The 25,881-nt window shown below is 61.7% G+C and carries 24 protein-coding genes; 13 read left to right on the top strand and 11 right to left on the bottom strand.

What is annotated here, in order from left to right; translation table 11 throughout:
- Nucleotides 1–106 precede the first annotated feature (106 nt).
- Nucleotides 107–559, top strand: coding sequence for a DUF3093 domain-containing protein (locus QMK32_RS14740; protein ID WP_283475881.1), 453 nt, complete (start codon nt 107–109; stop codon nt 557–559).
- 119 nt (nt 560–678) lie between these two features.
- Here QMK32_RS14740 and QMK32_RS14735 read toward each other — a convergent pair whose 3' ends face one another.
- Nucleotides 679–981 carry a DUF4193 domain-containing protein gene (locus tag QMK32_RS14735; protein WP_206488309.1) on the bottom strand — a complete coding sequence of 101 codons (303 nt, stop codon included), beginning with the start codon at nt 979–981 and terminating at the stop codon, nt 679–681.
- Nucleotides 982–1,621: 640 nt separating this feature from the next.
- Here QMK32_RS14735 and cei point away from each other — a divergent pair.
- Complete coding sequence (gene cei / locus QMK32_RS14730) at nt 1,622–2,302, top strand: envelope integrity protein Cei (protein WP_283475760.1); 681 nt, start codon at nt 1,622–1,624, stop codon at nt 2,300–2,302.
- Nucleotides 2,303–2,326: 24 nt separating this feature from the next.
- On the opposite strand, the gene QMK32_RS14725 is transcribed toward cei, so the two are convergent.
- Nucleotides 2,327–3,175, bottom strand: coding sequence for an inositol monophosphatase family protein (locus QMK32_RS14725; RefSeq protein WP_283475759.1), 849 nt, complete (start codon nt 3,173–3,175; stop codon nt 2,327–2,329).
- Between the two features lie 270 nt (nt 3,176–3,445).
- On the opposite strand from QMK32_RS14725, the gene ppgK reads away from it, so the two are divergent.
- Together ppgK and QMK32_RS14715 are read left to right on the top strand one after the other, a co-directional pair.
- Nucleotides 3,446–4,249: a polyphosphate--glucose phosphotransferase gene (ppgK, locus tag QMK32_RS14720; RefSeq protein ID WP_283475758.1), complete on the top strand. Its 804-nt coding sequence runs from the start codon at nt 3,446–3,448 to the stop codon at nt 4,247–4,249.
- A 123-nt stretch (nt 4,250–4,372) separates the two neighbouring features.
- Nucleotides 4,373–5,749, top strand: coding sequence for an RNA polymerase sigma factor (locus tag QMK32_RS14715; RefSeq protein ID WP_283475757.1), 1,377 nt, complete (start codon nt 4,373–4,375; stop codon nt 5,747–5,749).
- A gap of 108 nt (nt 5,750–5,857) precedes the next feature.
- Here QMK32_RS14715 and QMK32_RS14710 read toward each other — a convergent pair whose 3' ends face one another.
- Nucleotides 5,858–6,217 carry a DUF952 domain-containing protein gene (locus QMK32_RS14710; protein WP_283475756.1) on the bottom strand — a complete coding sequence of 120 codons (360 nt, stop codon included), beginning with the start codon at nt 6,215–6,217 and terminating at the stop codon, nt 5,858–5,860.
- 310 nt (nt 6,218–6,527) lie between these two features.
- On the opposite strand from QMK32_RS14710, the gene QMK32_RS14705 reads away from it, so the two are divergent.
- The gene (locus tag QMK32_RS14705) at nt 6,528–6,722 is read left to right on the top strand and encodes a DUF7455 domain-containing protein (protein ID WP_084348730.1); all 195 of its coding nucleotides are present in this window, start codon (nt 6,528–6,530) and stop codon (nt 6,720–6,722) included.
- Nucleotides 6,723–6,853: 131 nt separating this feature from the next.
- Here QMK32_RS14705 and QMK32_RS14700 read toward each other — a convergent pair whose 3' ends face one another.
- A complete protein-coding gene (locus tag QMK32_RS14700; RefSeq protein WP_283475755.1) occupies nt 6,854–8,596 on the bottom strand; it encodes a DEAD/DEAH box helicase in 1,743 nt (580 codons plus the stop codon).
- Nucleotides 8,597–8,809: 213 nt separating this feature from the next.
- Between QMK32_RS14700 and QMK32_RS14695 the strand changes: the two genes are divergently transcribed.
- The gene (locus QMK32_RS14695) at nt 8,810–10,003 is read left to right on the top strand and encodes a YihY/virulence factor BrkB family protein (RefSeq protein WP_283475754.1); all 1,194 of its coding nucleotides are present in this window, start codon (nt 8,810–8,812) and stop codon (nt 10,001–10,003) included.
- Here QMK32_RS14695 and QMK32_RS14690 read toward each other — a convergent pair.
- Nucleotides 9,976–10,212, bottom strand: a complete 237-nt coding sequence (locus QMK32_RS14690) for a DUF3039 domain-containing protein (protein ID WP_084348727.1) — start codon at nt 10,210–10,212, stop codon at nt 9,976–9,978. The two genes, QMK32_RS14695 and QMK32_RS14690, sit on opposite strands and share 28 nt — an antisense overlap.
- Before the next feature lie 83 nt (nt 10,213–10,295).
- Here QMK32_RS14690 and QMK32_RS14685 point away from each other — a divergent pair, with 83 nt between their 5' ends.
- The 3 genes from QMK32_RS14685 (at nt 10,296) to QMK32_RS14675 (ending at nt 13,326) form a co-directional block, all read left to right on the top strand.
- The gene (locus tag QMK32_RS14685; RefSeq protein WP_269305458.1) at nt 10,296–10,664 is read left to right on the top strand and encodes a DUF3099 domain-containing protein; all 369 of its coding nucleotides are present in this window, start codon (nt 10,296–10,298) and stop codon (nt 10,662–10,664) included.
- A gap of 51 nt (nt 10,665–10,715) precedes the next feature.
- Nucleotides 10,716–12,206 carry a DUF7782 domain-containing protein gene (locus QMK32_RS14680; RefSeq protein WP_283475753.1) on the top strand — a complete coding sequence of 497 codons (1,491 nt, stop codon included), beginning with the start codon at nt 10,716–10,718 and terminating at the stop codon, nt 12,204–12,206.
- Nucleotides 12,207–12,354: 148 nt separating this feature from the next.
- Nucleotides 12,355–13,326, top strand: a complete 972-nt coding sequence (locus tag QMK32_RS14675; RefSeq protein ID WP_084348725.1) for a sigma-70 family RNA polymerase sigma factor — start codon at nt 12,355–12,357, stop codon at nt 13,324–13,326.
- Between the two features lie 156 nt (nt 13,327–13,482).
- On the opposite strand, the gene QMK32_RS14670 is transcribed toward QMK32_RS14675, so the two are convergent.
- Both QMK32_RS14670 and QMK32_RS14665 read right to left on the bottom strand, forming a co-directional pair.
- Complete coding sequence (locus QMK32_RS14670; RefSeq protein WP_283475879.1) at nt 13,483–16,128, bottom strand: bifunctional acetate--CoA ligase family protein/GNAT family N-acetyltransferase; 2,646 nt, start codon at nt 16,126–16,128, stop codon at nt 13,483–13,485.
- Between the two features lie 43 nt (nt 16,129–16,171).
- Complete coding sequence (locus tag QMK32_RS14665; RefSeq protein WP_283475752.1) at nt 16,172–17,461, bottom strand: acetoin utilization protein AcuC; 1,290 nt, start codon at nt 17,459–17,461, stop codon at nt 16,172–16,174.
- Nucleotides 17,462–17,632: 171 nt separating this feature from the next.
- Here QMK32_RS14665 and QMK32_RS14660 point away from each other — a divergent pair, with 171 nt between their 5' ends.
- Both QMK32_RS14660 and galE read left to right on the top strand, forming a co-directional pair.
- The gene (locus QMK32_RS14660; protein WP_269305451.1) at nt 17,633–18,319 is read left to right on the top strand and encodes an iron-dependent transcriptional repressor DtxR; all 687 of its coding nucleotides are present in this window, start codon (nt 17,633–17,635) and stop codon (nt 18,317–18,319) included.
- Between the two features lie 68 nt (nt 18,320–18,387).
- Entirely contained in the window at nt 18,388–19,383 is a 996-nt protein-coding gene (gene galE / locus QMK32_RS14655; protein ID WP_269305449.1) for a UDP-glucose 4-epimerase GalE, read from the top strand.
- On the opposite strand, the gene QMK32_RS14650 is transcribed toward galE, so the two are convergent.
- From QMK32_RS14650 to QMK32_RS14635, 4 genes are all read right to left on the bottom strand, one after another.
- Entirely contained in the window at nt 19,367–20,491 is a 1,125-nt protein-coding gene (locus QMK32_RS14650) for a DUF4192 domain-containing protein (RefSeq protein WP_283475751.1), read from the bottom strand. The two genes, galE and QMK32_RS14650, sit on opposite strands and share 17 nt — an antisense overlap.
- 138 nt (nt 20,492–20,629) lie before the next feature.
- A complete protein-coding gene (locus QMK32_RS14645) occupies nt 20,630–21,340 on the bottom strand; it encodes a sensor domain-containing protein (protein ID WP_283475877.1) in 711 nt (236 codons plus the stop codon).
- 160 nt (nt 21,341–21,500) lie between these two features.
- Nucleotides 21,501–22,133, bottom strand: coding sequence for an MBL fold metallo-hydrolase (locus tag QMK32_RS14640; RefSeq protein WP_283475750.1), 633 nt, complete (start codon nt 22,131–22,133; stop codon nt 21,501–21,503).
- On the bottom strand, nt 22,130–23,215 hold the full coding sequence (locus tag QMK32_RS14635; protein ID WP_283475749.1) for an S-(hydroxymethyl)mycothiol dehydrogenase: 1,086 nt from the start codon (nt 23,213–23,215) through the stop codon (nt 22,130–22,132). Before QMK32_RS14635 ends, QMK32_RS14640 begins: the two co-directional genes overlap by 4 nt.
- A 384-nt stretch (nt 23,216–23,599) precedes the next feature.
- Here QMK32_RS14635 and QMK32_RS14630 point away from each other — a divergent pair, with 384 nt between their 5' ends.
- Nucleotides 23,600–24,580, top strand: coding sequence for a proteasome assembly chaperone family protein (locus tag QMK32_RS14630; protein ID WP_283475748.1), 981 nt, complete (start codon nt 23,600–23,602; stop codon nt 24,578–24,580).
- A 244-nt stretch (nt 24,581–24,824) separates the two neighbouring features.
- Nucleotides 24,825–25,862 (top strand): alpha/beta fold hydrolase, encoded by a 1,038-nt coding sequence (locus QMK32_RS14625; protein WP_283475747.1) that lies wholly within the window; start codon nt 24,825–24,827, stop codon nt 25,860–25,862.
- Nucleotides 25,863–25,881: the final 19 nt, after the last annotated feature.

The raw sequence follows: 25,881 nt of genomic DNA, 5'->3' as shown, positions 1-25,881 counted from the left end.
ACAGGGATACACGTATCCTGGACGAGTGCCACAGGAACAACATCACGATCTCGAACCCGCAGCCGTCCCGGAATCCGCGACGGGCACCGTCGTCTATACCGAAAAACTGTGGGTTCCACTGTGGTGGTGGCCGGCAGCGTTGGCTGTCGGCGCATTGCTCGCAGCCGAGGTCCACATGGGCGCGCCGGGAGTACGGGCGTGGCTTCCCTATGTGATTCTGCTTCCGTTCCCCATCTGGGCTTTGTACTGGTCGAGCAGAATGACCGTCGAGGTAGTTCGCAACAACGACGGAGCTGGAGAGCTCCGGGTAGGGCGCGCACACTTACCCCTTGATGTGATCGCCAAATGCGCAGCGATACCGGCGACAGCAAAAAGTGCGGCGCTGGGAAGGCAGCTGGATCCCCTTGCCTTCGTTCAGCACCGCACCTGGGTCAAACAAATGGTGTTGATTGTTCTCGACGATCCCGATGACCCCACCCCCTATTGGCTGGTCAGCACTCGGCGTCCGGACGACCTGTTGGCCGCCTTGGCTCAGCCCACCCCCGAAGACCACTCGTAACGGTCTTGGCTGAGCCACTCGATCGTGCTCGCGCGAGGCCAGTTGGCTCGGCGAGCTACATCGACCCGAGCTGCCGGTGCGTCAGTTATTCTGCGCGTCGATCGCGTTCTCGTGCTCGGTTACGCAGCGCAGTCTCTACACATCAGAACGCCACCCGCGTCACTAGCCAATCGGCTCCGGTGATGAACGAGGAAGCAGCTCGAACAAGTGAACTCGTCGGCCTGCTTAGGCACCACGCGAACCGATAGTTCTTCCCCGGACAAGTCTGCGCCCGGAAGTTCGAAAGATTCTGCTGTGTCTGATTCGTCCACATCGACCACAGCGGACTGCGCCTCGTTGCGGCGTGCCTTCAGCTCCTCGAGCGAATCCTCGGAAACATCGTCGGATTCTGTTCTTCTCGGTGCGTCGTAGTCGGTTGCCATTGTTCCTCTAACCCCTCGTTCTCTTGCATGTTTCCGGTGGTTGCTGCGGGCGACGTCCTAGCGTGATCGCCAGCTGTGATGAGGGCGCTTACGTTGCTCCCACCGTCCTGTTTCTTTTCGGTCCGCACTACTGAGCCGTGCTGCCGTTCGAGCTTTCTTCCTGCAACTTCACTTGTCACTGCGCGACTGCCCGCGAAGCATCTGCTTCGCGAGAGTAACTACTCCGCGAGGTGCCCGAGTCGAGGCGTCCGAAACTACATCGGTTGATGCCCGAATAGCTGTAATCGAAACCTGATCGATACCTCACCAATCGCTCTTGTGGTCCACCGAATCGGCTCCGTTCTGAAACCACCGGGGCCGCCAGACAATAGCCGAGCGGCGAGAGAATAGCCAGGCCGAATCGCCGTCCTACCCATTTTCACGTGTCCAATCCGCAAGAACAACCTGGAGAGCCAGTACATTCCGAGAGGAGCACGAACCACTACCGACGGCTACCAGAACAGCTCGAACACAGCGGCAGTGTGCACCTTCGGACCGTGGCAGTGCCCTTCGTCTTTCCCGCCAACTACAGTGAGCGTGCGCCGACACTCGCTCGACTCGGCGCAGCTTCGATTCTGCCGACGGAAAGGCTTTCCACACCGTGGTTTCTCTGATCACCGAGGGCCGATCGGCCGACGACCAAGGCCGTCCGTTTCGACGTCGGCGAGCGTTTCCCATTCTGATCGTGCTGCTCGTGCTGGCGCTCCTCGGTGTCGTCACCTGGATTCGAGTGTTCACGGCAGGTGAGGCTGCAACGACGACCGTCGCATGCAATGCACCCTCGACAGCACCTGCGAGCGATGGCACCGTGCCCGCACCGCTCGGCGAACGCGTCGACCCGTCGACTCTGTTGGAGGTGGAACCGGCGCCGGTCGCGAACACGAAGGTTCGGGTGTTCAACGCGAACGGAGAACGCGGACAGGCAGCGACGGTAGCCGCCGAGCTCAGCGACTACGGATTTGCGAGCGCACCGGACGTCCAGGTCGGTAACGATCCCGTCTACTTGGATCAGAACATGCAGTGCCAAGGTCAGATTCGGTTCGGCGCGGCTGGGACGGCCGCTGCGAGCACCATGTGGCTGGCGGCCCCTTGCGCCGAACTGATCCAGGACGGACGCCCCGATGACACCGTCGACTTGGCTCTGGGAACCTATTTCAAGGATTTGCAGCCGAACCCGGACGCAGAGTCGGTCTTGCAGTCGCTGGCAGGAGTGACGCCCGGCGCCGCGCCTGCCCCACTCGACATCGACCTGCTCTCGGCCGCGAGGAAAGCTCCCTGCTGACCGAGCACCGGCCGTAGAACTCGTTCAATCGGCCGGAATCGGATCCAGCGCACCCAGTTTCCGCAAGGTTTCGGTGAACTCAGCTGCGATACCGGGTGCGACCGCGACGGTGACCGCCCCACCCGAGCTCGTGGAGTTGGGATGGGGCACGAGCACCGTCGCACCTGCCTCCTCGGCGATGAGCGAACCCGCTGCCCAATCCCACGGGCTCAGCCCGTGTTCGAAATGGGCATCCACCGAGCCGGACGCCACCATGCACAAGTCCAACGCTGCAGATCCGATCCGCCTGATATCGCGAACCAGCGGAAGCAATTCGCCGATGATGCGGCCTTGGACGGTTCGTCGAGCCGATCCATATCCGAAGCCGGTGGCGACAAGGGCAAGAGACACCTCGACAACCGGATTGCACACCAGTTCTGTTGTGGATCCGTCTGATTCGGTCACAGTCGCGCCATGCCCGCGCACCGCGGCATACACCTGTTCCCGTGCAACATCGACCACGACTCCGACAAGACTGACACCGCCGACCTGCGCAGCTACCGAAATCGCATAGGCGGGTATGCCATACAGAAAGTTCACTGTTCCGTCGATCGGGTCGAGTACCCAACGGACTCCGTCCACCGAATCGGTGGCTCCCCCGCCCTCTTCGCCCAGGATCGGGTCACCGGGTCGACGCTCTGCCAGCAATACCCGAAGCAATTCCTCGGTTTCGGTGTCTACGACTGTGACCGGATCCGTAGGAGTGCTCTTGGTCTGCACCGATTCGTCGCCCGCCCCCACGGCCGCCGCCGGAGCACCGGGACCGAACACTTCGGGCCTCCTCGTACGCACATGGGCAGCTGCAGCAACGGCAATCTCGCGGGCAACCTCCATCAACTCCTTTGCGAGAGTTGAGCCCGGCTTCGATGACGACAAGTCCTGCGATATACGTGGGTTCGACACCCGACCATCGCATCACACCGCACAGGGCAACACCACTCTCGATGAGATTCGCGATTGCGGTCCAATTGTCGAGTCATCGACACATCGCCCACCGGATCGGACATCGAGGATCTATTCTCGGTAGTACATCAGTCTTCGAGTACGCAGATTCCAGTGCACGAATTTCATTGCACGATCCTCGACAACAGGAGTACGCGGCACATGACACAGGCAGGTTCGGTATCGATCACGACCGACAGTGCACATCGACACGGATTCGGTGTCGACGTCGGTGGCAGTGGAATCAAGGGTGGGATCGTGGACCTGGTCACCGGAGAGTTGGTCGGTGACCGGTACAAGATCGAGACTCCCCAACCCGCCACCCCGGACGCCGTTGCGGGCGTCGTAACGCAGATCGTGCAGCATTTCGGCTGGACCGGGTCGATCGGCGTGACTCTTCCCGCCGTCGTCACCGGTGGGGTTGCGCGCTCGGCAGCAAATATCGACAAGTCATGGATCGACACCGATGCAAGGGCCCTGTTCGCCAAGGCGATCGGCAACGACAACATCACGGTCCTCAACGATGCCGACGCTGCAGGTGTTGCGGAAGACCGCTTCGGTGGAGGCAAGGACAAGACCGGTGTCGTCGTGCTCCTCACCTTCGGCACCGGAATCGGGTCCGCTGTCCTTCACAACGGTGTATTGCTTCCCAATACCGAGTTCGGACATCTGGAGGTCGACGGCAAGGAAGCGGAGCATCGTGCAGCCTCGTCGGTCAAGGAGTCCAAGGATTTGTCCTACAAAGCGTGGGCCAAGGAAGTATCGAAGGTCCTCGAGACGTTCGAGGCACTGCTATGGCCCGATCTTTTCATTGCCGGCGGGGGAATAAGTCGCAAGAGCGAGAAGTGGATTCCGCACCTGACCAACAGAACACCAGTGGTGGCAGCCACTTTGTTGAACACCGCAGGCATCGTCGGTGCCGCTCTAGCAGCCGACACAGCGCCCGATACAGCCATCGACCGGTAACAAAGTTCCTGGGGGTCGTTACAATGGGGGAAGCCGGTCTGCACGCCGGCACATTCGACAAGACCTCTCCGCCGGAAACCACTCTGGCGTGACGCCGCACGACACCGTCACGAAAGGGCGTACGTGGCAGCCACCGATATTCGTCAGACCGTAGATTCAGCATCGGAGTCTGCGTCCACTGCACCTGCTGCGGAAGCACCGACCGGCACGACCCTGGAGGTCGGGGCTGCACCAGCGGCAAAGGTCGCGTCAGCACCGGCCAAGAAAGCCGCCGCCAAAAAAGCTCCCGCCAAACGCGCAGCAGCCAAGAAAGCTCCTGCGAAGAAAGCAGCTGTGAAGAAGTCCGCCGAAGACGCGACCTCCGACGCTGATGCCCCCGGCATCGATGAGATCGATATTTCCGAGGGAGACATTGCCGCGGCAGCCAACGACGTCGTCGAGGTTGTTGCCGTGGGCGCAGACACCGAAGAAGAGTCGACCACAGAGCCCACTGCAGAAGACAAAGCTTCCGGAGACTTCGTCTGGGACGAAGAGGAGTCAGAGGCGCTTCGTCAGGCCCGTAAGGATGCCGAGCTCACCGCTTCGGCCGACTCGGTCCGCGCGTACCTGAAGCAAATCGGCAAAGTTGCACTTCTGAACGCCGAAGAAGAGGTCGAGCTCGCCAAGCGAATCGAAGCAGGCCTCTTCGCGACCGAAAAGATGCGCGAGTTTGCCGAAAAAGGCGAGAAACTCCCGGTCGCCGCACGGCGCGACTACACCTGGATCTGCCGCGATGGTAACCGCGCAAAAAATCATCTTCTCGAGGCCAACCTTCGACTTGTCGTATCACTGGCCAAGCGATACACCGGCCGCGGAATGGCCTTCCTGGACCTGATCCAGGAAGGAAACCTGGGACTGATTCGTGCCGTCGAGAAGTTCGACTACACCAAGGGATACAAATTCTCCACGTACGCCACGTGGTGGATCCGTCAGGCCATCACCAGGGCCATGGCCGATCAGGCACGTACGATCCGCATCCCGGTGCACATGGTCGAGGTCATCAACAAGCTCGGCCGTATCCAGCGCGAGCTGCTTCAGGACTTGGGCCGTGAGCCCACTCCTGAAGAGCTCGCCAAGGAAATGGACATCACACCTGAAAAGGTTCTCGAGATCCAGCAGTACGCTCGAGAGCCGATTTCACTCGACCAGACGATCGGCGACGAAGGCGACAGCCAGCTCGGCGACTTCATCGAGGACTCCGAGGCTGTCGTGGCGGTGGACGCCGTGTCGTTCACGCTGCTTCAGGATCAGCTCCAGTCGGTACTCGAGACACTGTCCGAACGAGAGGCAGGTGTCGTTCGTCTCCGCTTCGGTCTGACCGATGGTCAGCCTCGCACTCTGGACGAGATCGGTCAGGTCTACGGCGTGACGCGTGAGCGTATTCGACAGATCGAGTCGAAGACGATGTCCAAGCTTCGGCACCCATCCCGTTCGCAGGTACTTCGGGACTACCTGGACTGACATTTCTTCCGTCAGCGCAGAAAGCCGTCGTCCACAGTGGGCGGCGGCTTTCGCATATCTAGCGGCGAACTGTCGGGCGTCATCGGTTCGGTAGGGACCCAGGGACGATCACAGCTTCGGCGGCAAGAATTTCCCATCCTCGTTCGGGGCATAGTCGATGACGCCGGTGATCGCGGACGTGGGAAGTGGCCCGTAGAGATGCGGAAAGTGAATCGCTTCCGGATCTCCCGGCACACCGGGCTCCCAGCGCACTGGTGATCCGAGACGGTCAGGGTCCACGAGAAGCAAGACCATATCGGTTCGTCCCGCGAACAGTCTGTTGGCAGGTAGATGGACGTGATCCGCTGTGGACAGGTGCACGAACCCGATATCGTCGAAGCCGGGCGGCAGGACTTCGCTCGAAGCGCGCACGGACAGCCATTCTTCGATACTGCACATGTGAAGCAGAACGGGCGAGGTGTCGGTCACGTCGTAATCGTACGAGACAGGTACGACGAATCGACTCGTGGACAATCGTCCACATCGCTCGTCCCCGATGTCGGGCGCGAAACGCCGATCGTCGACCAAAAGGAATCAGCTGTAAGCGAACGCAATTTTAGGCAAAGCCCAACTGCCAGGGGCTTTCCGCTCGATTTCTGTTAGTGACAACACAAAGAAACACCTACGGGAACAACGCGTGACTGCCAAACGTCTGAGAGAGTGTACGGACCGCGCCATACCGACGCGGCGGACCGGCCCCAGGCGATCGCTTGATACCGAAAGCCAGTACGGAGGAGTCATGCCCGGAACATTGACCAGCCCACAATTGACAGCGACCGACCGGTGCGACCGGTGCGGCGCTGGGGCTCGTGCACGTGTTGTGCTCTCGACCGGTGGAGAACTCCTGTTCTGTGGCCATCATGCCAAGGAGCACGAGGACCGTCTACGTGAAGTGAACGCAACAGTGATGACCGAATCGGACTCTGCAGTGTAACCGGCTCGCTCGTATCGGAAGGCGCAAGCGCCGACGAGACGAATCGACAAGTCATTCGACACCAGAACGGGTGGCCACGAGAAATCGTGGCCACCCGTTCTGCATTGCGTATGGGATCCAACGTCTCCGCGTTACATCTTCCGCAGTTGAACGATCCGCTCGCTCAGTTGATCCGCGGTGGCCATAGCAGTCGGTGGCCCGCCACAGATGCGCCGTAAGTCCCCGTGAATGATCCCGTGAGGCTTCCCGGTGCGATGGTGGTACACCGCAACCAGACTGTTGAGTTCACGACGAAGCCCGGCCAGCTGGCCGGCCGAAGACGCGCGTTCCGACACAGCTACCGGAGCTGGCACGGACAGTCCGGGTGCTGTCGGCTTGTCGATCTGTTCCTGCTGGCGTTGCCGAAGCAGATCGCGCATCTGCTTGGCGTCCAACAACCCAGGGAGGCCGAGGTAGTCGGCTTCCTCGTCGCTTCCCGAGAACGTCGCAGTCCCGAAAGATGATCCGTCGTAGATCACCTGATCGAGCTCCGCGTCTGCACCGAGCGAGGTGTACGCCTTCTCCTCCTCGCCTAGCTCGTCTTTCTGCTTGTTGGCATCGGCGAGCAACTCGTCGTCGAACCCGTCCTTTTCGCGGTGAGGCTTGCCCAAGACGTGGTCGCGCTGCGCCTCGAGCTGACTTGCCAGATCCAACAGGACCGGCACCGACGGCAGAAAAACGCTCGCGGTCTCCCCCTTGCGGCGTGATCGAACGAAGCGCCCGATGGCCTGAGCGAAATAGAGCGGCGTCGACGCGCTCGTCGCATACACGCCCACTGCCAATCGAGGAACGTCGACGCCCTCCGACACCATTCGGACCGCAACCATCCACTGTTGGGTGCTTTTCCCGAACTCGGCGATCCGCGCCGACGACGTCGGGTCGTCGGACAGAACGACCGACGGCGCTTCCCCGGTGATCACTTCGAGCAGCTTGGCATAGGCACGCGCAACGGTTTGGTCGGTCGCGATCACGAGTCCACCTGCGTCCGGCATGCCTCCAGCCCTCAGTTGCCCGAGTCTGGTGTGTGCGGCCAACAGCACAGCTGGCATCCAGTCGCCCTGCGGATCGAGCGCTGTCCGCCACGCCCGTGCGGTCTGCTCAGCACTCAGTGGCTCACCCAGACGTGCGGTGAACTCTTCCCCGGCGTTATCTCGCCACCGCGCCTCACCCGAATACGCGAGGAACACAACCGGCCGTACGACACCGTCGGCCAAAGCCTCCGAATAGCCGTATGAGTGGTCGGCGCGTGAACGCATCAACCCCTCGTCGTCCGGTTCGTAATTGATGAACGGAATCGGGCTGTCGTCGCTGCGGAAAGGTGTACCGGTCAACGCCAGTCTGCGCGTTGCGTCACCGAAGGCCTCGCGGATGCCCTCGCCCCAACTCTTGGCGTCGCCACCGTGATGGATCTCGTCGAGGATGACGAGCGTGCGTCGACCCTCGGTGCGCACCCGATGGCGGAACGGGTGTGAAGCGATCTGGGCATACGTGACGACCACGCCGTGGTAGTCACTCGAGGTCTGACCGGTCGAGTTGGAGAAGCGAGAGTCGAGCGCAATTCCCACGCGAGCAGCGGATTCCGCCCACTGGTGCTTCAAGTGTTCGGTAGGGGCGACGACGGTGATCTGATCGACGGTTCGGTGCGCCAACAACTCCGATGCGACGCGCAAGGCGAAGGTGGTCTTACCTGCTCCCGGCGTCGCGACTGCGAGAAAGTCCTTGGGTGAGGCCACCAGATATCGGGTCAGGGCGCGCCTCTGCCATGCGCGCAGCGGCGCGCCACCTGCCGAACTTTCGGTGGGTGCTCTTTGGTCTGTTGATTCGGCTTCGGTCATGTCAGCGCTCACTGGCCCGCCGGTTCCTGGCATTCGATCGAATTCCTCGCGCTCTCGGTTGCCCTGCAGTTCCCGCCGTGGAGCCTATCGCTCCGTACTGACCGATCTCGCATCGGAAGGAGCACCCGAGGGGGCTCGATCGTTCGACTCCTCCAGCGACACGACGGGTGCAGACGGGCACTCCGAGCCTCGTTCAGGAATGCTGGAGGAATCATGAGTGATTCTGCAGGCGAAACACCACCGAGCGGGCAGTTGTCCAGGAGACGGCCGCTTCGATCCATCTGGGTTGTGACGCTACGCACACTGACCAAGTCCTGGGACGACTCGATCTTCAGCAAAGCTGCGACCGCGGCGTTCTGGCAGACGCTCTCACTCCCGCCATTGTTGCTCGGAGTACTCGGCAGCCTCGGATTCGTCGCCGGCTGGTTCGGACCCGACACCATCGACATCATCGAGTCGAAGATCATCACCTTCAGCCGCACGGTGTTCAGCGACAGCGTCGTCGACGGCATCATCACTCCGACGGTGCAGGACATCCTCCAGCAAGGACGCGGCGAGGTCGTGTCCGCCGGTTTCGTCCTGTCTCTATGGGCGGGATCATCCGCGATCTCCACCTTCGTCGATTCGATAGTCGAAGCGCACGGGCAGCAGGATGCACGTCACCCGATTTGGCAACGAGTGTTCGCCCTGCTGCTCTACGTAGCGTTTCTGGTCGCAGCGGTATTCGTGTTGCCGCTGGTTGCGCTGGGCCCTACGTACGTGAAGCAGATCCTCCCGGGTCCATGGTTCGAAATCGGTAGTGAGCTGGTCGATTTCTTCTACTATCCCGCGGTCGGACTGCTTCTCATCGCCGGATTGACCACGCTCTACAAGGTGGCGCTGCACACCTCGCTACCGTGGCATCGGCTCCTGGGGGGAGCATTGCTGGCGGGCGTGTTCTTCATGATCGCCAGCGCGGTGCTTCGCCGCTATCTGACCTGGATTACCGGAACCGGTTACACCTACGGTGCGCTCGCGACTCCCATCGCGTTTCTGTTGTTCACTTTCTTCCTGGGGTTCGCGGTCGTTCTCGGCGCAGAGTTCAACGCGACCATCCAGGAGTTCTTCCCCGCGAGGGCAACCAGGATCGATCAGATGAAGGGATGGCTCGCCGCGCAGGCAGATTCCGAGGAGTCGGGGCCGGTGACGGCGGTTGCATGGAGGTTGGCCACCGGGCCCATCCGCGTCGGACAGGACAGGGGCAGATCGAACAGGCCCAAGGAGATATCGGGGAGTTCACCCTCCCCCGACACCTCGGCGGAACCCGAAGGCCCACCTCAGCCGAGCCCTACTCCGAAGGTCCCGCCCTTCGGAGATCACCGGCCGGATCCGGACCGCGGTCAGTCGCCCTTCTTCAATCCCTCGTAGACCTTCTTGCAGTCGGGACACACTGGCGAGCCGGGCTTCGCTGATTTGGTCACCGGAAAAACTTCACCGCACAGCGCGACGACGTGTGTTCCCATCACTGCGCTTTCGGTGATCTTGTTCTTCTTCACGTAATGAAAGAACTTCGGTCGGTCGTCTTCCGTGGTTTCGTCCGGCGCGATCTCGGGGCGGTCTTTCGTCTGAGTGCTCATGTCTCGATTATTCCGCATCCGTCGTTGTGAGACGAACGACGCCGACAAGTGCATTCCGGGTGAGGTAGTGCCACAGTGGAGGGATGACGAGAACCCAGGGGTTTTCCGGCTCGGCCGAGAGTGGATCGGCCCGTAACCCCACATTGATCACCGAGGCGCAGCAGTCGGTCGAAGATCAGCACAAAGCTCGCGTGCGGAAATACATGTTCATCATGTCTTTCCGTATCCCCGCGCTGGTTCTCGCCGCCGTGTCGTACAGCATGTGGGCCAATCCTTGGATAGCGATGGCGATCGTCGGGGTCTCCATCCCGCTCCCCTGGGTTGCGGTACTCATCGCCAACGACCGCCCGCCGCGCACCAAGAACGAAGTGAGCCGTTACGACGGCCGACACGTCGAGTCGACACAGATCGAGGCACGCGCTCATCGCGTCATCGACGCAAGCGAAGACTGACGGGCCCGCCGGGTGGACACCTGGGTGCGCGCTGCCTGAAAGACTGTGTCGGTGACTGCGACGCTGCTTTCTGCATGCCCATCTCTCCGACAAGCTTTCGAAACGAGTTGCTACGACGCCGACAGTCTTCTGGAAGCACTCGGCGATGACGCCCACGCCGCCCTGATGCGTAGCGAACCTGTTCCAGTGCGGCGAGAAAGCAAAGATCTTGGGCGCTTGGGTGTTCTGATTCGTCTGTTCCTGCTCGTCGACGACATCGAAGAGTTCGAGGCCTCCGAAGCCCTGTCCCCGCTCTCGATCGACGACGCTGTCGCAGCTGGAATCGTCGAGCGGGTCGAACCTGATCATGTGCGTGCATTGCTCGACATTCGACCACTCGACGCCGGATACGGCACCCGCTGGATCTTATCCGATCTCGATGGCAGCATGCGTCCGCTACCGACCGCCACCGATCACGTACTGGGAGTCGGTCAGGCATCGCTCTCGCTACTTCGTGGAACTCCGACCACCCAGGTTGGAGATGTCCTCGACGTCGGTACCGGGTGCGGGGTGCAGGCGATCCACGCGGCCCAGTACGCCGACGCCGTAACCGGGACCGACATCAGTGAGCGCGCGATGCTTCTGGCCGAGGCAACGTGTGCTCTCAACGGCATGAACATCGAGCTGTTGCGCGGATCCTGGTTCGAGCCCGTCGCGGGGAGGACCTTCGATCGGATCGTTGCCAACCCGCCGTTCGTCGTCGGACGCGGAACGATCGAACACAGCTACCGCGATTCGGGGATCGATCTCGACGGCGCGAGCAGACTGATGATCGAACAGGCACCGAACTACTTGAAGCCCGGTGGCACAGCAGTCATTCTGGCGTCCTGGATCCACGTCAGCGGTGAGGATTGGCGCGCGCGTGTTGCATCCTGGATTCCCGATCACGGCGTGGATGCGTGGATAGTGCAGCGCGACGTTGCCGACCCGGCTCTGTACGTAGGTACGTGGTTGCGAGACGGAGGGGTAGATCAACGGGATGCTGCTGGAGGGGTCCTCGCAGAGTCCTGGCTGGCGCATTTCGCCGAAGCCGAGGTCGAAGGTATCGGGTTCGGATTCGTCTACCTGCGTAAGACCGACCTGCCGAGCGATGTTCTGGCCGAGGACCTTCACCATGCATTCGAAGATCCGCTCGGCAACGAAGCGATCGCCTATTTCGACAGGGTCGCCTGGCTTCGTGAAAACGATCCCGCTGACTCCGTGTTCGTGCTCGATCCCGCGACCGCCCTCGAACGTGTCTATCTGCCGGGCGAAGACGGGTGGGCCGGGGAGGTCGTCCGTGTCTACCGAGGAAACGGCCCGAACTGGCAGCACGAGATCGACGAGTTGGGCGCACGCTTGCTCGCAGGAATGCGACCGAACGGTATGGCACTACGCGAACTGGTCGCACTGTTGGCGTCGGCGAACGATCTCGACGAGACCGATCTGTTGGACGGTGCCGTGGAGCTGATCACCGGTCTGTTCCGTCATGGACTCCTCGCGCCGGAGGGAGTAAAGGAGTGAGTTCCCGGCCTGAACCTTCTCAGCAACTTCTCAGGACGGGTACGGGATAGACGCTGGTCAAGCGGGTATCTGCGGGTGGAGCGTGGGAACTTTTCGGGGACACCCGGACGTTGATCCCTATGAGACACCACCGATCAGGAGGCAAGTCATGACCAGCCCCAGCACTACGACCCGCCCACGTCCGACCGACGCCGATCTCGACGCCCAGAGCCCGGCTGCGGATCTTGTTCGCGTCTATCTCAACGGCATAGGTCGCACCGCGCTGTTGACGGCGGAAGAGGAAGTGGATCTCGCCAAGCGCATCGAAGCTGGCTTGTATGCGAAGAATGTGCTGGAGAACACCAAGCGCTTGACGGCGGTCAAAAAGCGCAAGCTGGCGATCATCGTTCGTGACGGGAGTGCCGCTCGCAGCCATCTACTCGAGGCGAACCTACGTCTCGTGGTGTCCCTTGCGAAGCGATACACCGGACGTGGCATGCCCCTGCTCGATCTGATTCAAGAGGGGAATCTCGGTCTGATCAGGGCTATGGAGAAGTTCGACTACGCAAAGGGCTTCAAGTTCTCCACCTACGCAACCTGGTGGATCCGGCAGGCCATCACCCGAGGAATGGCAGATCAGAGCCGGACCATTCGGCTACCAGTGCATCTGGTCGAGCAGGTGAACAAGCTGGCCAGGATCAAGCGTGAACTTCATCAGCAACTCGGTCGCGAGGCCACCGACGACGAACTGTCCAGCGAATCGGGGATTCCCGCCGCAAAGATCGCCGATCTACTCGATCACAGTCGCGACCCGGTCAGCCTCGATATGCCGGTCGGAAGCGATGAGGAAGCCCCACTCGGCGATTTCATCGAGGACTCCGAAGCTACTTCCGCTGAGAACGCAGTTATCGCCGGACTTCTTCACAGCGACGTCCGCACAGTGCTCTCCACGCTGGACGAACGCGAGCAACAGGTCATTCGCCTGCGATACGGCTTGGATGACGGGCAGCCCCGCACGCTCGATCAAATCGGCAAATTGTTCGGTCTCTCACGCGAGCGCGTTCGTCAGATCGAGCGCGAGGTAATGGTCAAGCTTCGTCAGGGTGACCGAGCGGAGAAGCTGCGGTCCTACGCAAGCTGAAGACTGTCCGACCGCACTGAAAAGTGGCGCAGCGGTGTCGATTCCCGCGGCCGCCCCTCAGATGTGGGTGGCCGAGTCGACTTCCTTCCCCCCTCTGGGAATGTCGACTCGGCCCCCGCTTTCCACAGAAAGTGTTGCCACTCGCGCCCGTGACGCTCAGCGCAAGCGTCGCGGGCCGAGGTCGTTCTTACTCGGCTCGGGTCCGAGACGGACGCGTGCATCGGTGATCTGAGCGCCGTGCGCCGACGCCAGAACTGGTTCGCATGCCAGCTCTCTGATCTCGGGGATATCGTCGGCCATGGCCGACACTCGTTGAACAAGGTCCACGAGCGCGCTCTTGTCGACCGGGACTGCATTTCGGTACCCGGACAGCAATGGAGCAGCCTTCGGTGCGTCGATCAGTTGCACCGCTTCGTCCTCCGTCAACGGCAGCACTCGATATGCCCTGTCTCCCAAAAGATCCGATATCACTCCAGCCAGTCCGAAAGAGATCAGCGAACCGAACGAGGGATCGTCCTGAACCCGGACCACGCACCCGATACCTTTTGCTGCCATCTTCTGGACGTGGAGCAGAGGCTCGCCAGAATCGGCCGCGAGCGCGCGATAGGCAAGACGTGTGGCCTCGGGGCCGGTGAGATCCAGCCGCACCCCACCGAGGTCCGGTCGGTGTCTCCACTGCGCTCCTGTCGCTTTGACCGCGACGGGGTAGCCCAATTCCTCACCGGCAGCGACAGCTTCGTCCTCATCTATCACCGAACGAAACTCGGTTATCTCTATCCCGTAGCACCCCAGAAGCTCGGCGGTCTCGAAATCCGAAAGCCATCGAGTGTGTTCCTGAGCCGACCAGTCACGAACCAAGGACTGTGCACGTTCGGAATCGATACCGCTGGGCCGCAGGGGTGTCGACACAGGCCTGCTCCGCCAGGCCGCGTAACGCCAGGCCTTCGCAAGTGCCGTCACCGCACGCTCCGGGCTCGAATACGAAGGCACCGATCCGCGGACCGGCTGTCCGAATTCCCCGCGCACGGCCAATACGTCCGGTATTCCCTCTGTCGCGAGGAACGTCGTCAGGACGGGTTTGTCGGCCCCCAGAACTGCATCACCGAGAGCTTTGGCGAACGGCTCGACCGTGACCGCCACCGGTGGTACGAAGACGACGATGACCGAATCGACGTCGCCGGCGGCGAGGGCGCCCGCCACCGCGGCCGCGAATTCTTCCGGGCCTGCCTGTGGTCCTACGTCGATCGGTACGCCCGCGTGCAATCCATCGGCGCGCGCAGCGTCCACAGCAAGAACTCCGAGGGCCGTCGAGTTGCCGACGACTGCGACGCGTGGCCCGGACGGCAATGGTTGGTAGCCGAACAGAATTGCACAATCGAACAACTGCGCAATGGTGTCGACTTGGATCACACCTGCCTGCTCGAACAACGCCTTGACGATGGAATCATCGATGGCAGGGCCCGTTGCCAATGCCGGCGGCACAGCACCGCGGCCACTCTTGACCGCGATGATGGGCTTGGTACGCGCTACGCGACGCGCAATCCGGGTGAATTTGCGTGGGTTACCGAAACTTTCGAGGTACAGCAGAACGACTTCTGTTTCGGGGTCCGAATCCCAGTACTGCAGAAGATCGTTACCCGACACGTCCGCGCGGTTGCCCGCCGAGACGAATGTCGACAGACCCAGTCTGCGCTTTGCTGCCTGGTCGAGAATTGCGATGCCAAGGGCCCCGGATTGACAGAAGAAGCCGACGCGCCCAGGCATCGGAAGTCGCGGTGCGAGGGTTGCGTTGAGGGCGAAGGCCGGGTCGGTGTTGGCGACGCCCAGCGCATTGGGTCCGACGAGTCTCATACCGTGTGCCCGCGCCGCGTGAACCAACCGGCGCTCGTTCTCCTGACCCGCTTCACCGGTCTCACCGAACCCACCTGACACGACGACGAGGGCTTTGACACCTTTGTCGAGACAATCGTCGAGGACGTCGTCGATGGCATCGGCGGGAACGGCTGCGATGGCCAGATCCACTGAATCCGGAATGTCGTGCACCGACGGGTAAGCCCGAACGCCACGCACGGACTTGTGATCGGCATTGACCGGGTACACCGGTCCGGTGAAGCCGCCGGCAAGGAGGTTGGCCAACACCGCGTTTCCTACTTTGGAACTGTCGGTCGAGGCGCCGATCACTGCCACGGAGGTCGGGCTCAACACGTTTCGGACACTGCGCGCCTCGGCAGCTCGCTCGCGTGAATTGCGCACCGACAGCAGAGCCTCGCTCGGGTCGATGGCGAATTCGAGACGCAGCACGCCCCCTTCGTAGCTTCGGCTGACCTGATACCCGGCTTCGCGGAAGACACTGACCATGTTTCGGTTCTCGGCGAGCACTTCGGCGACGAACATCCGGACGCCGTTCTCCGCCGCAGCTCCGGCGAGGTGTTCGAGCAGGATAGGCCCGAGCCCGCGGCCTTGATGCGAGTCGGCGACGACGAATGCGACCTCCGCAGAGTTGCCATCCCCCTCCGGCAGCCGTTCGTAGCGGCCGACCGCGATGATGTCGTCGCCGAGTATTGCCACGAACGCGACCCTGGAGTGATGGTCGACAGTGGTGAAGTTGAGGACGTCACGCTGTGGCATGGTCGGGTACGGGCCGAAATACCGCAGATATCGAGTGCGCTCGGACAGTCCGCTGTGGAACTCGATCAGCGCCTTCCCGTCGGACGGTACGATCGGTCGCAGATGCACCACTCCCCCGTCCGAGGCGAGTACGTCGACGACCCAGTGCTTCGGAAATGAAGTTTCCGACCGCATACGGTCCTGCTCTTTCGCCGTGTCGGCGTCTTGGGTGTTCGGCTCAGTCACGAGGATCCTCCGGGTCGAGTCCGAGAAGCGGGAAGCTCGCTCTGCGAGTGGCGATGATCGCCGAATCTACCCTTTCGAGTGCACGATCGGCCGCTTCGATCGATCCCTGGACAGCACCTCCTGGGCCGTCCCACGCGGGATAGTCCACGTCGCCGCCGTCACCCATCGTCTGTGGCAGGTCGACGCTTGGCGCCAGGTGCCGAACCCGATCGCGCCACAGGTCGGGCAGAGGCATCGCAGGGTCTATCGGGCGACCGAGGGCCGCGGCGATCAGATGGGTCCACGCTCTGGGGACCACGCGAACCAGTCCGTAACCACCTCCGCCGACTGCCAGCCACCGCCCCTCTGAATGTTCGTCCGCGAGGTCACGCATCGCGAGAAATGCGGCGTTCTGGCCGTCGACAGTGAGGGCGAGGTCCGCGAGCGGATCCTCTCGGTGACTGTCGACTCCACATTGGCTCACGATGATCTGAGGGCGGAATGCCGAGATGGCGCCGGGCACGATTGCATGGAAGGCGCGTAACCATAGTCGATCACCGGTGCCAGGCAGTAGCGGAACGTTGATTGCCGTGCCTTCCGCAGCGCCGGAACCGACTTCGCTGGACCACCCGGTGTTGGGCCACAACGTTGCCGGATGTTGGTGCAAAGACACCGTCAGCACCCTCGGATCGTCGATGAAGGCATGCTGCACCCCGTCACCGTGGTGAGCATCGACATCGATGTACGCAATTCGATCGAACCCATTGTCCAGCAACCATGAAATAGCGATTGCGGCGTCGTTGTAGACGCAGAAACCAGATGCCCAGTCCGCCATGGCGTGGTGCATTCCACCGCCGATGCTGACAGCTCGTCGAGCCCGTCCGGACGCAATCTCCCGGGCTGCTGCCAGAGAACCGCCGGTCAGCATTGCGCTGGCTTCGTGCATGCGTTGGAAGATCGGATTGTCGTCCCCACCGAGCCCGTGTTCCGGTTCCTCCGTATCGCCGACCGTCGTGAGTTTCTCCGCAGCGGCAAGCTTCTCGGGGGCCCGCTTGACCGCTTCGATGTAGGCCGGAGTGTGAATCCTCAAAAGCTCCGAATCCGGCGCAGCGATCGGCTCCACGAGTTCGATGCCGTCGAGCACGCCGATCTGCCGCGCCAGCGACATCGTCAGATCAAGTCGAGTCGGGTTCATGGGGTGGTCATCGCTCCACCGATACGAGAGGTACTCCGCGCTCCACACGACGATGTCTTCGGCGACTGCCGAATCCTGGAACGGTGATCGAGCCACCTGGTCTGCCATGACGGACACGCTACGTGCCGCAACGGCACTCTGCGAGCAATGGCACTGCGCGAGCAACGCCGAACGTTGCCTCCGTTACGTCTCGGTACGGTCCGGCTCGCCAGCGGGACGGCCTGGAACACCTATACGCGCCGATCAACGGTAGAATCGGCCAGGACGAAGGGGTTGAGTGTGAAGGATCTGGTCGACACCACGGAGATGTACCTCCGCACGATTTACGATTTGGAGGAAGAGGGTGTGGTGCCTTTGCGGGCACGTATCGCCGAACGCCTCGAACAGAGTGGTCCTACCGTCAGTCAGACTGTGGCCAGGATGGAACGTGACGGGCTGCTTTCCGTTGCGGGCGACCGCCATTTGGAGCTGACCGAGAAGGGACGCGGACTCGCCGTGGCGGTGATGCGCAAGCATCGACTCGCCGAGCGACTCCTGGTCGACATCATCGGTCTTCGCTGGGAAGACGTCCACGCCGAGGCATGCCGGTGGGAGCACGTGATGAGCGAAGAGGTGGAACGTCGCCTCGTCGCTGTACTGAACAATCCGACGACCTCGCCCTACGGCAACCCGATTCCAGGTTTGGATGAGCTGGGTTTCGGCCAGCCGGCGGCGGTCCACGAAGATTTGATTCGCCTGACGGACGTTTCCCACGGCCACCCGACGGCGGTGGTCGTGCGTCGACTCGCAGAGCACGTCCAATCCGATCCAGAGGTCATCGCACAGTTACGTGATGCGGGTGTCGTCCCGGACGCCCGGGTTACAGTCGAAGCCAAGCCCGGCACGGTCACCATTACCGTTCCAGGTCATGAGGGAATAGATATTTCGGAAGAGATGGCTCACGCCGTTCAGGTGAAATTGGTCTAGTTCATCGCGTCGAGGCGCGGAGGCCGGCATTCATCGAGCGGCCTCCGGCCCTACGAGGAGATGAAGTAGTGAGACTTTTGGTTACCGGCGGTGCCGGCTACGTAGGCAGTGTCTGCGCGGCGGTACTTGTCGATCGAGGACATGACGTCGTCGTCGTCGACAATTTGTCCACCGGAAACAGCGAGGCCGTCCCGACGAACGCGACGTTCGTCGAAGCCGACATCAAGGATGTCGCGGCCTCGCTGTTGTCCGAAACGAAATTCGATGGAGTATTGCACTTCGCTGCCCAGTCGCTTGTCGGTGAATCAGTTGTCGCGCCGGCAACGTACTGGTCCGGCAACGTCGTGACCACTCTCGCGTTGCTCGATGCGATTCGCGAGTCGAACACCCCTCGACTGGTGTTCTCTTCGACTGCTGCCACGTACGGTGAGCCACAGAAGACACCGATCACCGAGGATGCACCGACAGCGCCGACCAATCCTTACGGTGCAACCAAATTGGCGATCGATCACGCGATCACGTCGTATTCAGCAGCATATGGATTGGCTGCCACCAGCCTGCGGTATTTCAACGTCGCTGGTGCGTACAAGGAGTTCGGCGAGAACCGGGTTGTCGAGACGCACCTGATTCCGCTCGTGCTGCAAACTGCTCTGGGCCAACGCGAGAAGATTTCGGTCTTCGGTTCCGACTATCCGACACCGGACGGAACTGCGGTACGCGACTACATTCATGTCGCGGATCTGGCCGAGGCTCATATCCTTGCGTTGGAGGCATCGACACCGAGCAGTCACAGGATTTACAACCTCGGCAGCGGGACCGGGTTCTCCGTCCGTGAGGTCATCGACGCGTGCACGCGGGTGACAGGCCTTCCCATCACCGTCGAGGATGCACCCCGTCGCGCAGGTGACCCTGCTGTCCTGATTGCTTCGAGCGATCGTGCCATCTCGGAGTTGGGGTGGACTCCACGTTTCACCGATCTCGACGTCATCGTCGCTGACGCATGGACGTTCCTGCAGAATCTAGGAGACCGATCCCACGCCGTACGAGTCACCGCGCGCTCGTAGGTGGCGACAAACGGACACCACACAGTTCGGCGACTGCGTAGCCACTGAGCGCGACTTCTCTGATCATCTCCGGACGGGCGCCAGCGTTCAAAGCGGAGTCGAGGAGGCGTGCGAGTGAATAGTCGGGGTCGGCGGCCAACGCTAGTTCGATCGCAACCCCTGCCATTACTCCGTCACCGCGTGCGTACGCGCTGAACCCGAGCAACGTTGCGGGGCACGCCCGCTCGGGTGCCGGCAAGGTACGCGACAGATGCGACCACAGTTGCTCGGCAGTGGCAGCACAGTCGTGAAGGGCCAGCGCGAGCATGCTGTCGCGAACCATCAAGCGCGTCAAGGCAACCCCGAGCTCGGCGATCTGCACCGCCGAAAGTTCGAGCGATCTCGGCTGGTCGAGTGGCGATTGTGCCCACCGACCGATCTCTTGGAGGATCCGTTCGATGGTGGTTCGCTCCGAGGGCGTGGCCGCTTCTCGTGCCGCGCCTATGCACGCGCGCACCTGCCTGCTCACTTCGGTGTCCAAGGGCTGCAACAGATCTGCGAGCGCTTCTCTGGACTCCAGCATTGCCCTCCCCCCGAGCACGTACGCGAGCGTCACGGCCGAAGACCGCGGATCCGATACGGTCCCCCTCTCTCGCGGCTCGGTCAGAGAGATCCATGCACATCCATGCGCGATGTTCTCGGTCAGGAACGTATCGAGCAAGCGGGTACCCCGCGCCTGGAGCCGGTCCTCGAGCCGACTCCCGAGAGCCTGGTAACGGGTATCACCGCCGAGGGCCTCCACAGAGGTCTTCGTTCTGTCATCGACGATGACAGCGATAGCCGTGAGAACCTCATCCCGCATGCAGACGGCCGCGAAGCGGTCGATCACATCGGCCATCTCCGTGCTCACCGAGCGCAGTGTCGCGGCTGGGTCCGGGAAGCTCAGATCGTGACGCATCACTGTGCCGATAGTGAGGGTTTCGCCGATCCGGCCGTCCAGGCAGATGAGCAGGAGAGATCGAGAAGGGGCGAAGCCGAGCATTGCCGGGATGGCAGCGATCAGGTCACCGGTAGCCGACACCGTGGCCAGCATCGGTGGAGTGGGTCGATTGTCAGGGAACGTCGTCATGGCGAGAACAATGACGTGTCGACATTCGACTACGGATCGGCTGACCTGGGACGAAATATAGCTGTGGACGGGGCAATTCCCTGTGGAAGAACACTGCTTACAGGTTCGAGATCCGACTCTTCTCGTCGGACGGTTGTGCTATCCGGCGTTCACCTTTTGGACCGCAGCGGTGAACAACTCGTCCAACACGGCTGCATCCGGCGCGGAGTTGTCGAACGACATGAACGTTGCTGCTATCCGAACGTCGTCGACCTGAGCCATCAACGTGAGCATCGACTGCGTCACCGAGTCTGCGCCGGTGCCAGAATTCACGGTCTGCTTCACCGCAAGGGTCTCGTCGGCATTGATCGGAGGCGCCGGGGAGATAGTCGACCGGATGACGGAGGTGGCACCGGATTTGGTTGCCTCGACCTCACCGCACTGCTGAAGTTGCTCCTCGCGTACTGACAGAGGCTCGTCGACCACCGTCAGTTCGATCGAAATCGTCGACCGGTTGGCGTTGTCGGTTCCGACGATCAACGCAGCGCCACTGGGCGCCGAACTTGGTTCCGTAGGTTTGCAGCCCGCAGGTGACACCTCGGCGCCAGCAGGAATACCGGTGAGATCCGGCGACGCCTGTGCAATCGCTTGCGGAGGAAGCACTATGGCCTCGTACGGGGCTGGGAACTGGGAGGGGTCGATCAGAAGCGCGCTGAGATCCTGTCCGTCTCCAGATATAATCGACGTCGACCCCTGGCCACCGGCTTCAGCGGTGCCGGTCACAGCGGACCCACATCCGGCGATCGACAGGACTGCTGTCGCCCCGATCGCGATCAGAAACGGGCGAGATTTCGATACGGAACGGCACAGCACGGAAGGTCCTCCAGTATTCGCAGACGAATCTGTCTCGGGCATCGCGTCGGCGCCTGCGGATAACCGGCTCCCGCCCGGTTCTACCTTCTCATTCGAGTGGTGAACAAGGCGGGAGACAGGCCGAACCTCTACCGCGATTGCCGGTGATCCGGGCGACTCACGACCCGCGCTTGATCCATTCCTCCAGGTGTGGAGACTCGTCGCCGATGCTGGTGCCGTCACCATGACCGGTCTTGACGCGTGTCTCGGCGGGGAGGGCGAACAGCGTGTCCCGGATGGAGCCGATGATTGTCGGGAAGTCCGAATACGAGCGTCCCGTCGCACCGGGTCCGCCGGAGAACAAAGTGTCTCCGCTGAACAACTCCGCGGCCTCCGGTACGTACAGACAGGTGGAGCCGGGTGAATGACCTGGTGTGTGGATCGCGACGATGTCGGTTCCAGCTATCGAGATCCGGTCACCGTCCTCGATGGTCCGATGCGCAACACCCGGATGAGTCTGCTCCCACAGCATGTCGTCCGCTGGGTGAAGCAGCACCGGGGCATCGAGCGCCTGCGAGAGCTGAGGGGCGACCGTCACGTGGTCGTTGTGGCCGTGCGTGCAGACGATGGCCTTGACGGTCCGGTTACCGACCGCATCCAGAATCGGTTGCTGCTGATGCGCTGCATCGACGATCACGACTTCGGTGTCGTCACCGATCAACCAGATGTTGTTCTCGACGTCCCAGGTACCCCCGTCGAGACTGAACGTCCCAGACGTCACCACCCTCTGGATGCGCAACTTTCCGCTCACAGGATGACCACCGAACGCAGCACCTTGCCGTCGTGCATCGCAGTGAACGCCGCTTCGACGTCGTCGATACCGATTCGTTCGGTGACGAATTTCTCCAGCGGCAATCGACCCTGCTCATAGAGATCGACGAGCATCGGGAAGTCCCGTTCCGGGAGGCAGTCGCCGTACCAAGAAGACTTGAGCGAACCCCCGCGGGAGAAGAAATCGACCAGAGGCATCTCGAGTGTCATGTCCGGCGTCGGCACACCCACCAGAACAACTGTGCCTGCCAGATCGCGAGCGTAGAACGCCTGCTTCCACGTCTCCGGTCGACCGACAGCATCGATTACGACGTCGGCGCCGAACCCACCGGTCAATTCCTGGATGGCTTCGACCGCGTCGACCGCGGACGCGTCCACCGTGTGGGTAGCGCCCAAGTCCTTCGCCCATTCGAGCTTTCCCTTGTCCCGATCGACAGCGATGATCTTCGTCGCGCCCGCCAGCTTTGCTCCGGCGATGGCCGCATCGCCGACGCCACCGCAGCCGATAACTGCAACCGAGTCACCGCGCGAGACGTTGCCGGTGTTCATCGCAGCGCCGATACCTGCCATGACGCCGCAGCCGATCAGACCGACGACCGCAGGGTCCGAACCCGGCGCAACCTTGGTGCACTGCCGCTCGTGGACGAGAGTCTTGTCTGCGAACGCGCCGATACCGAGCGCAGGCGTGAGTTCGGTGCCATCTGCGAGCGTCATCTTGTGCGAGGCATTGTGCGTATCGAAGCAGTACCAGGGTGTGCCCTTCTTGCATGCCCGACACTCGCCACACACTGCGCGCCAGTTCAGCACCACGAAGTCACCGACCTCGACGTGGGTCACCGCGTTGCCCACAGTTTCCACGGTTCCTGCGGCCTCGTGACCGAGCATGAAGGGGTACTCGTCATTGATTCCGCCGTCGCGGTAGGCCAGATCCGTATGGCAGACGCCGCACGCGTCGATCTTCACTACGACGTCGTTGGGGCCCGGATCGGGAATCGTGATCGTCTCGATCGACACCGCTTCGTCCTTGGCCTTGGCGACGACGGCACGCACCTGTTGCGGCATTAGCACTCCTTCGACGTTCAACTTTTGATCCGGCTTTCAACTTTTGATTGTTGTAGACCAGACTCCCACAACGTAAGCACGACCAGCGACTCTCATTTGTCCGTCGGCGTCGGGTGATTGCGTTTATGGCTCTCACCTACCCGCGTCTCACCCTCGTCGAGGTACTGCGTGCCGTCGCGAGCTTTTCGAGCTGAGCAGGGGTGTGTCCGGCAAACCTGGCTTGCGGGAATGAACTCGGTGTTTCTCGGCGTTCTCCCTAGGTAGTAGTCGTACTCACGGCAGTGCGACCGCCATGCCGAACCGACGGGTATTCTCCACGCGAGGTCGGTTACGGCCGTGGTGCTGGCCTCGAGTGGGCACGAAGAAACGGAAAGGGGTTCGGCCATGGACGAACGATCGAATATGTACGAGCTGGAATTTCCGGCGCCGCAAACGATGTCCGGTGACGGTGTCGGTCCGGTGTTGGTGCATGGACTCGAAGGCTTCTCCGATGCGGGTCACGCAGTAAAGCTCGCCACCAAGCACCTTCGTGACACGCTCGAGACGGAACTGGTGGCTTCGTTCGATGTCGACGAGCTGATCGACTACCGCTCACGTCGGCCCACGATGACGTTCAAGACCGATCACTTCTCGGATTACGACGCGCCAGAACTCAATCTGTATGCCGTCAAAGACAACGCCGGCACGCCGTTCCTGCTTCTTGCTGGAATGGAACCGGACCTTCGGTGGGAGAAGTTCTCCACCGCAGTTCGTCTACTGGCCGAGCAACTGGGTGTGCGTCGGACCATCGGTCTCGGGTCGATCCCGATGGCGATCCCTCACACTCGTCCATTGGGCGTTACCGCTCATTCCTCGGACAAGTCGTTGATCTCCGAGGAGCACAGCTGGTCTGGTGACATCCAGGTCCCTGGTAGCGCGTCCTCACTTCTCGAACTACGGATGGCTCAGCACGGCCACGTGTCCATGGGATTCTCGGTCCACGTTCCGCACTACCTGGCTCAAACCGACTATCCGAGTGCCGCGCAGACCTTGCTCGAACACGTCGGTGAGGCGGGAGGCCTGGAGTTGTCTCTGGTCGCGCTGGGCACCGCCGCAGCTCGAGTGCAAGAGCAGGTCGACGAGCACATCACCGGCAACGAGGAAGTGCAGTCGGTCGTGCACGCCCTCGAACGTCAATACGACACCTACGTCGCAGCACAGGAACAACAGTCGACGCTTCTCGCCAGCGACGAGAGCCTTCCGAGCGGCGACGAGCTGGGGGCTGAGTTCGAGAAGTTCCTGGCCGAGCAGGGCGGGTTCGAGGCCGAGCCGGAAGATTTGGACACATCGGGTACCGACACGGACGGCACCGATAACGGGCACTGACCGGCACCTTGTTCGACCATTGGATGGGTGATTGTGGGAACGTTCACACAATCACCCATTCTATTTTGTGCGGATTTCGTGTGTGTGGGATAACGGAACATACCTGTAACCCGAGTTGTTCTCGATGTCGCGTCGAGCGTCGTTACTCGTGCGAGAGTTTTCCAGGAGAGAGCTGTCGGGAAGTACAGCAGTGTCGAAGAAGTACCGCAGTGGCCTAAAGCTATGAGGAATCAGGAGGCGCGACATGAGCAGTTCTCGCACGCGCAAGCTCCGCACGGTTCCCGATGCCGAACCGAAATTGATCTTCCGCACCATTCATGGCTATCGGCGAGCGTTCCGGATGGTGGGCGAAGGCCCAGCTCTGCTGTTGATTCACGGAATCGGTGACAACTCCGAAACGTGGAACTCCATAATTCCGCATCTTGCGCAGAACCACACGGTCATTGCACCCGATCTGTTGGGACACGGGCAATCCGACAAACCCCGCGCCGACTACTCGGTGGCGGCGTACGCCAACGGGATGCGCGATCTGTTGTCCGTCCTGGGAGTCGACCATGTGACGGTGGTCGGCCACTCGCTCGGCGGCGGTGTCGCGATGCAGTTCTCCTACCAATTTCCGCACATGGTCGACCGACTCGTACTCGTGTCCTCCGGTGGAGTCACCAAGGATGTCCACCCACTTCTTCGGTTGGCTTCGGTGCCATTGGCAAGCGAAGCAGTCAAGCTTTTGCGCCTCCCCGGGGCCATGTCGGTCGTCAGGTTGGCCGGCAACCTCATCGGAAAGCTGAATACGACGCGGCTGCGGCCGGGTGCACTGCTTCACGACACACCTGATCTCGTGCGCGTGCTGGCGGGCCTGCCGGATCCTACTGCGCACGAGGCATACCTCCGCACCCTGCGCGCTGTCGTCGATTGGCGTGGCCAGGTGGTGACGATGCTCGACCGGTGTTATCTCACCGAGAATCTCCCGGTGTTGCTCGTATGGGGAGATCGGGACGTGGTGATACCGGTCAACCATGCGCACCTCGCACATTCCGCGATGCCTGGATCCCGACTCTCGGTGTTTCGCGGGGCCGGCCACTTCCCGTTTCGTGACGATCCGATGCGTTTTCTGCATGTGCTCGAAGAGTTCTTCGCCTCGACGCCGTGTCTGGAATTCGACGAGACTCGATGGCGGAACTTCCTCATCACCGGAGTCGGTGAAGACATGATCACCGGGAACGCCGGTACCAGGCTTGCGGTACTGGGCGCCATGGGAGCGGACGAGCGCAGCGCAACCTGACACGCCTGGCGCACGGGCC

The organism is Rhodococcus sp. H29-C3 (genome assembly GCF_030063405.1).
Classification (GTDB): domain Bacteria; phylum Actinomycetota; class Actinomycetes; order Mycobacteriales; family Mycobacteriaceae; genus Rhodococcoides.
This window is presented reverse-complemented; position numbering and strand designations above follow the sequence as displayed.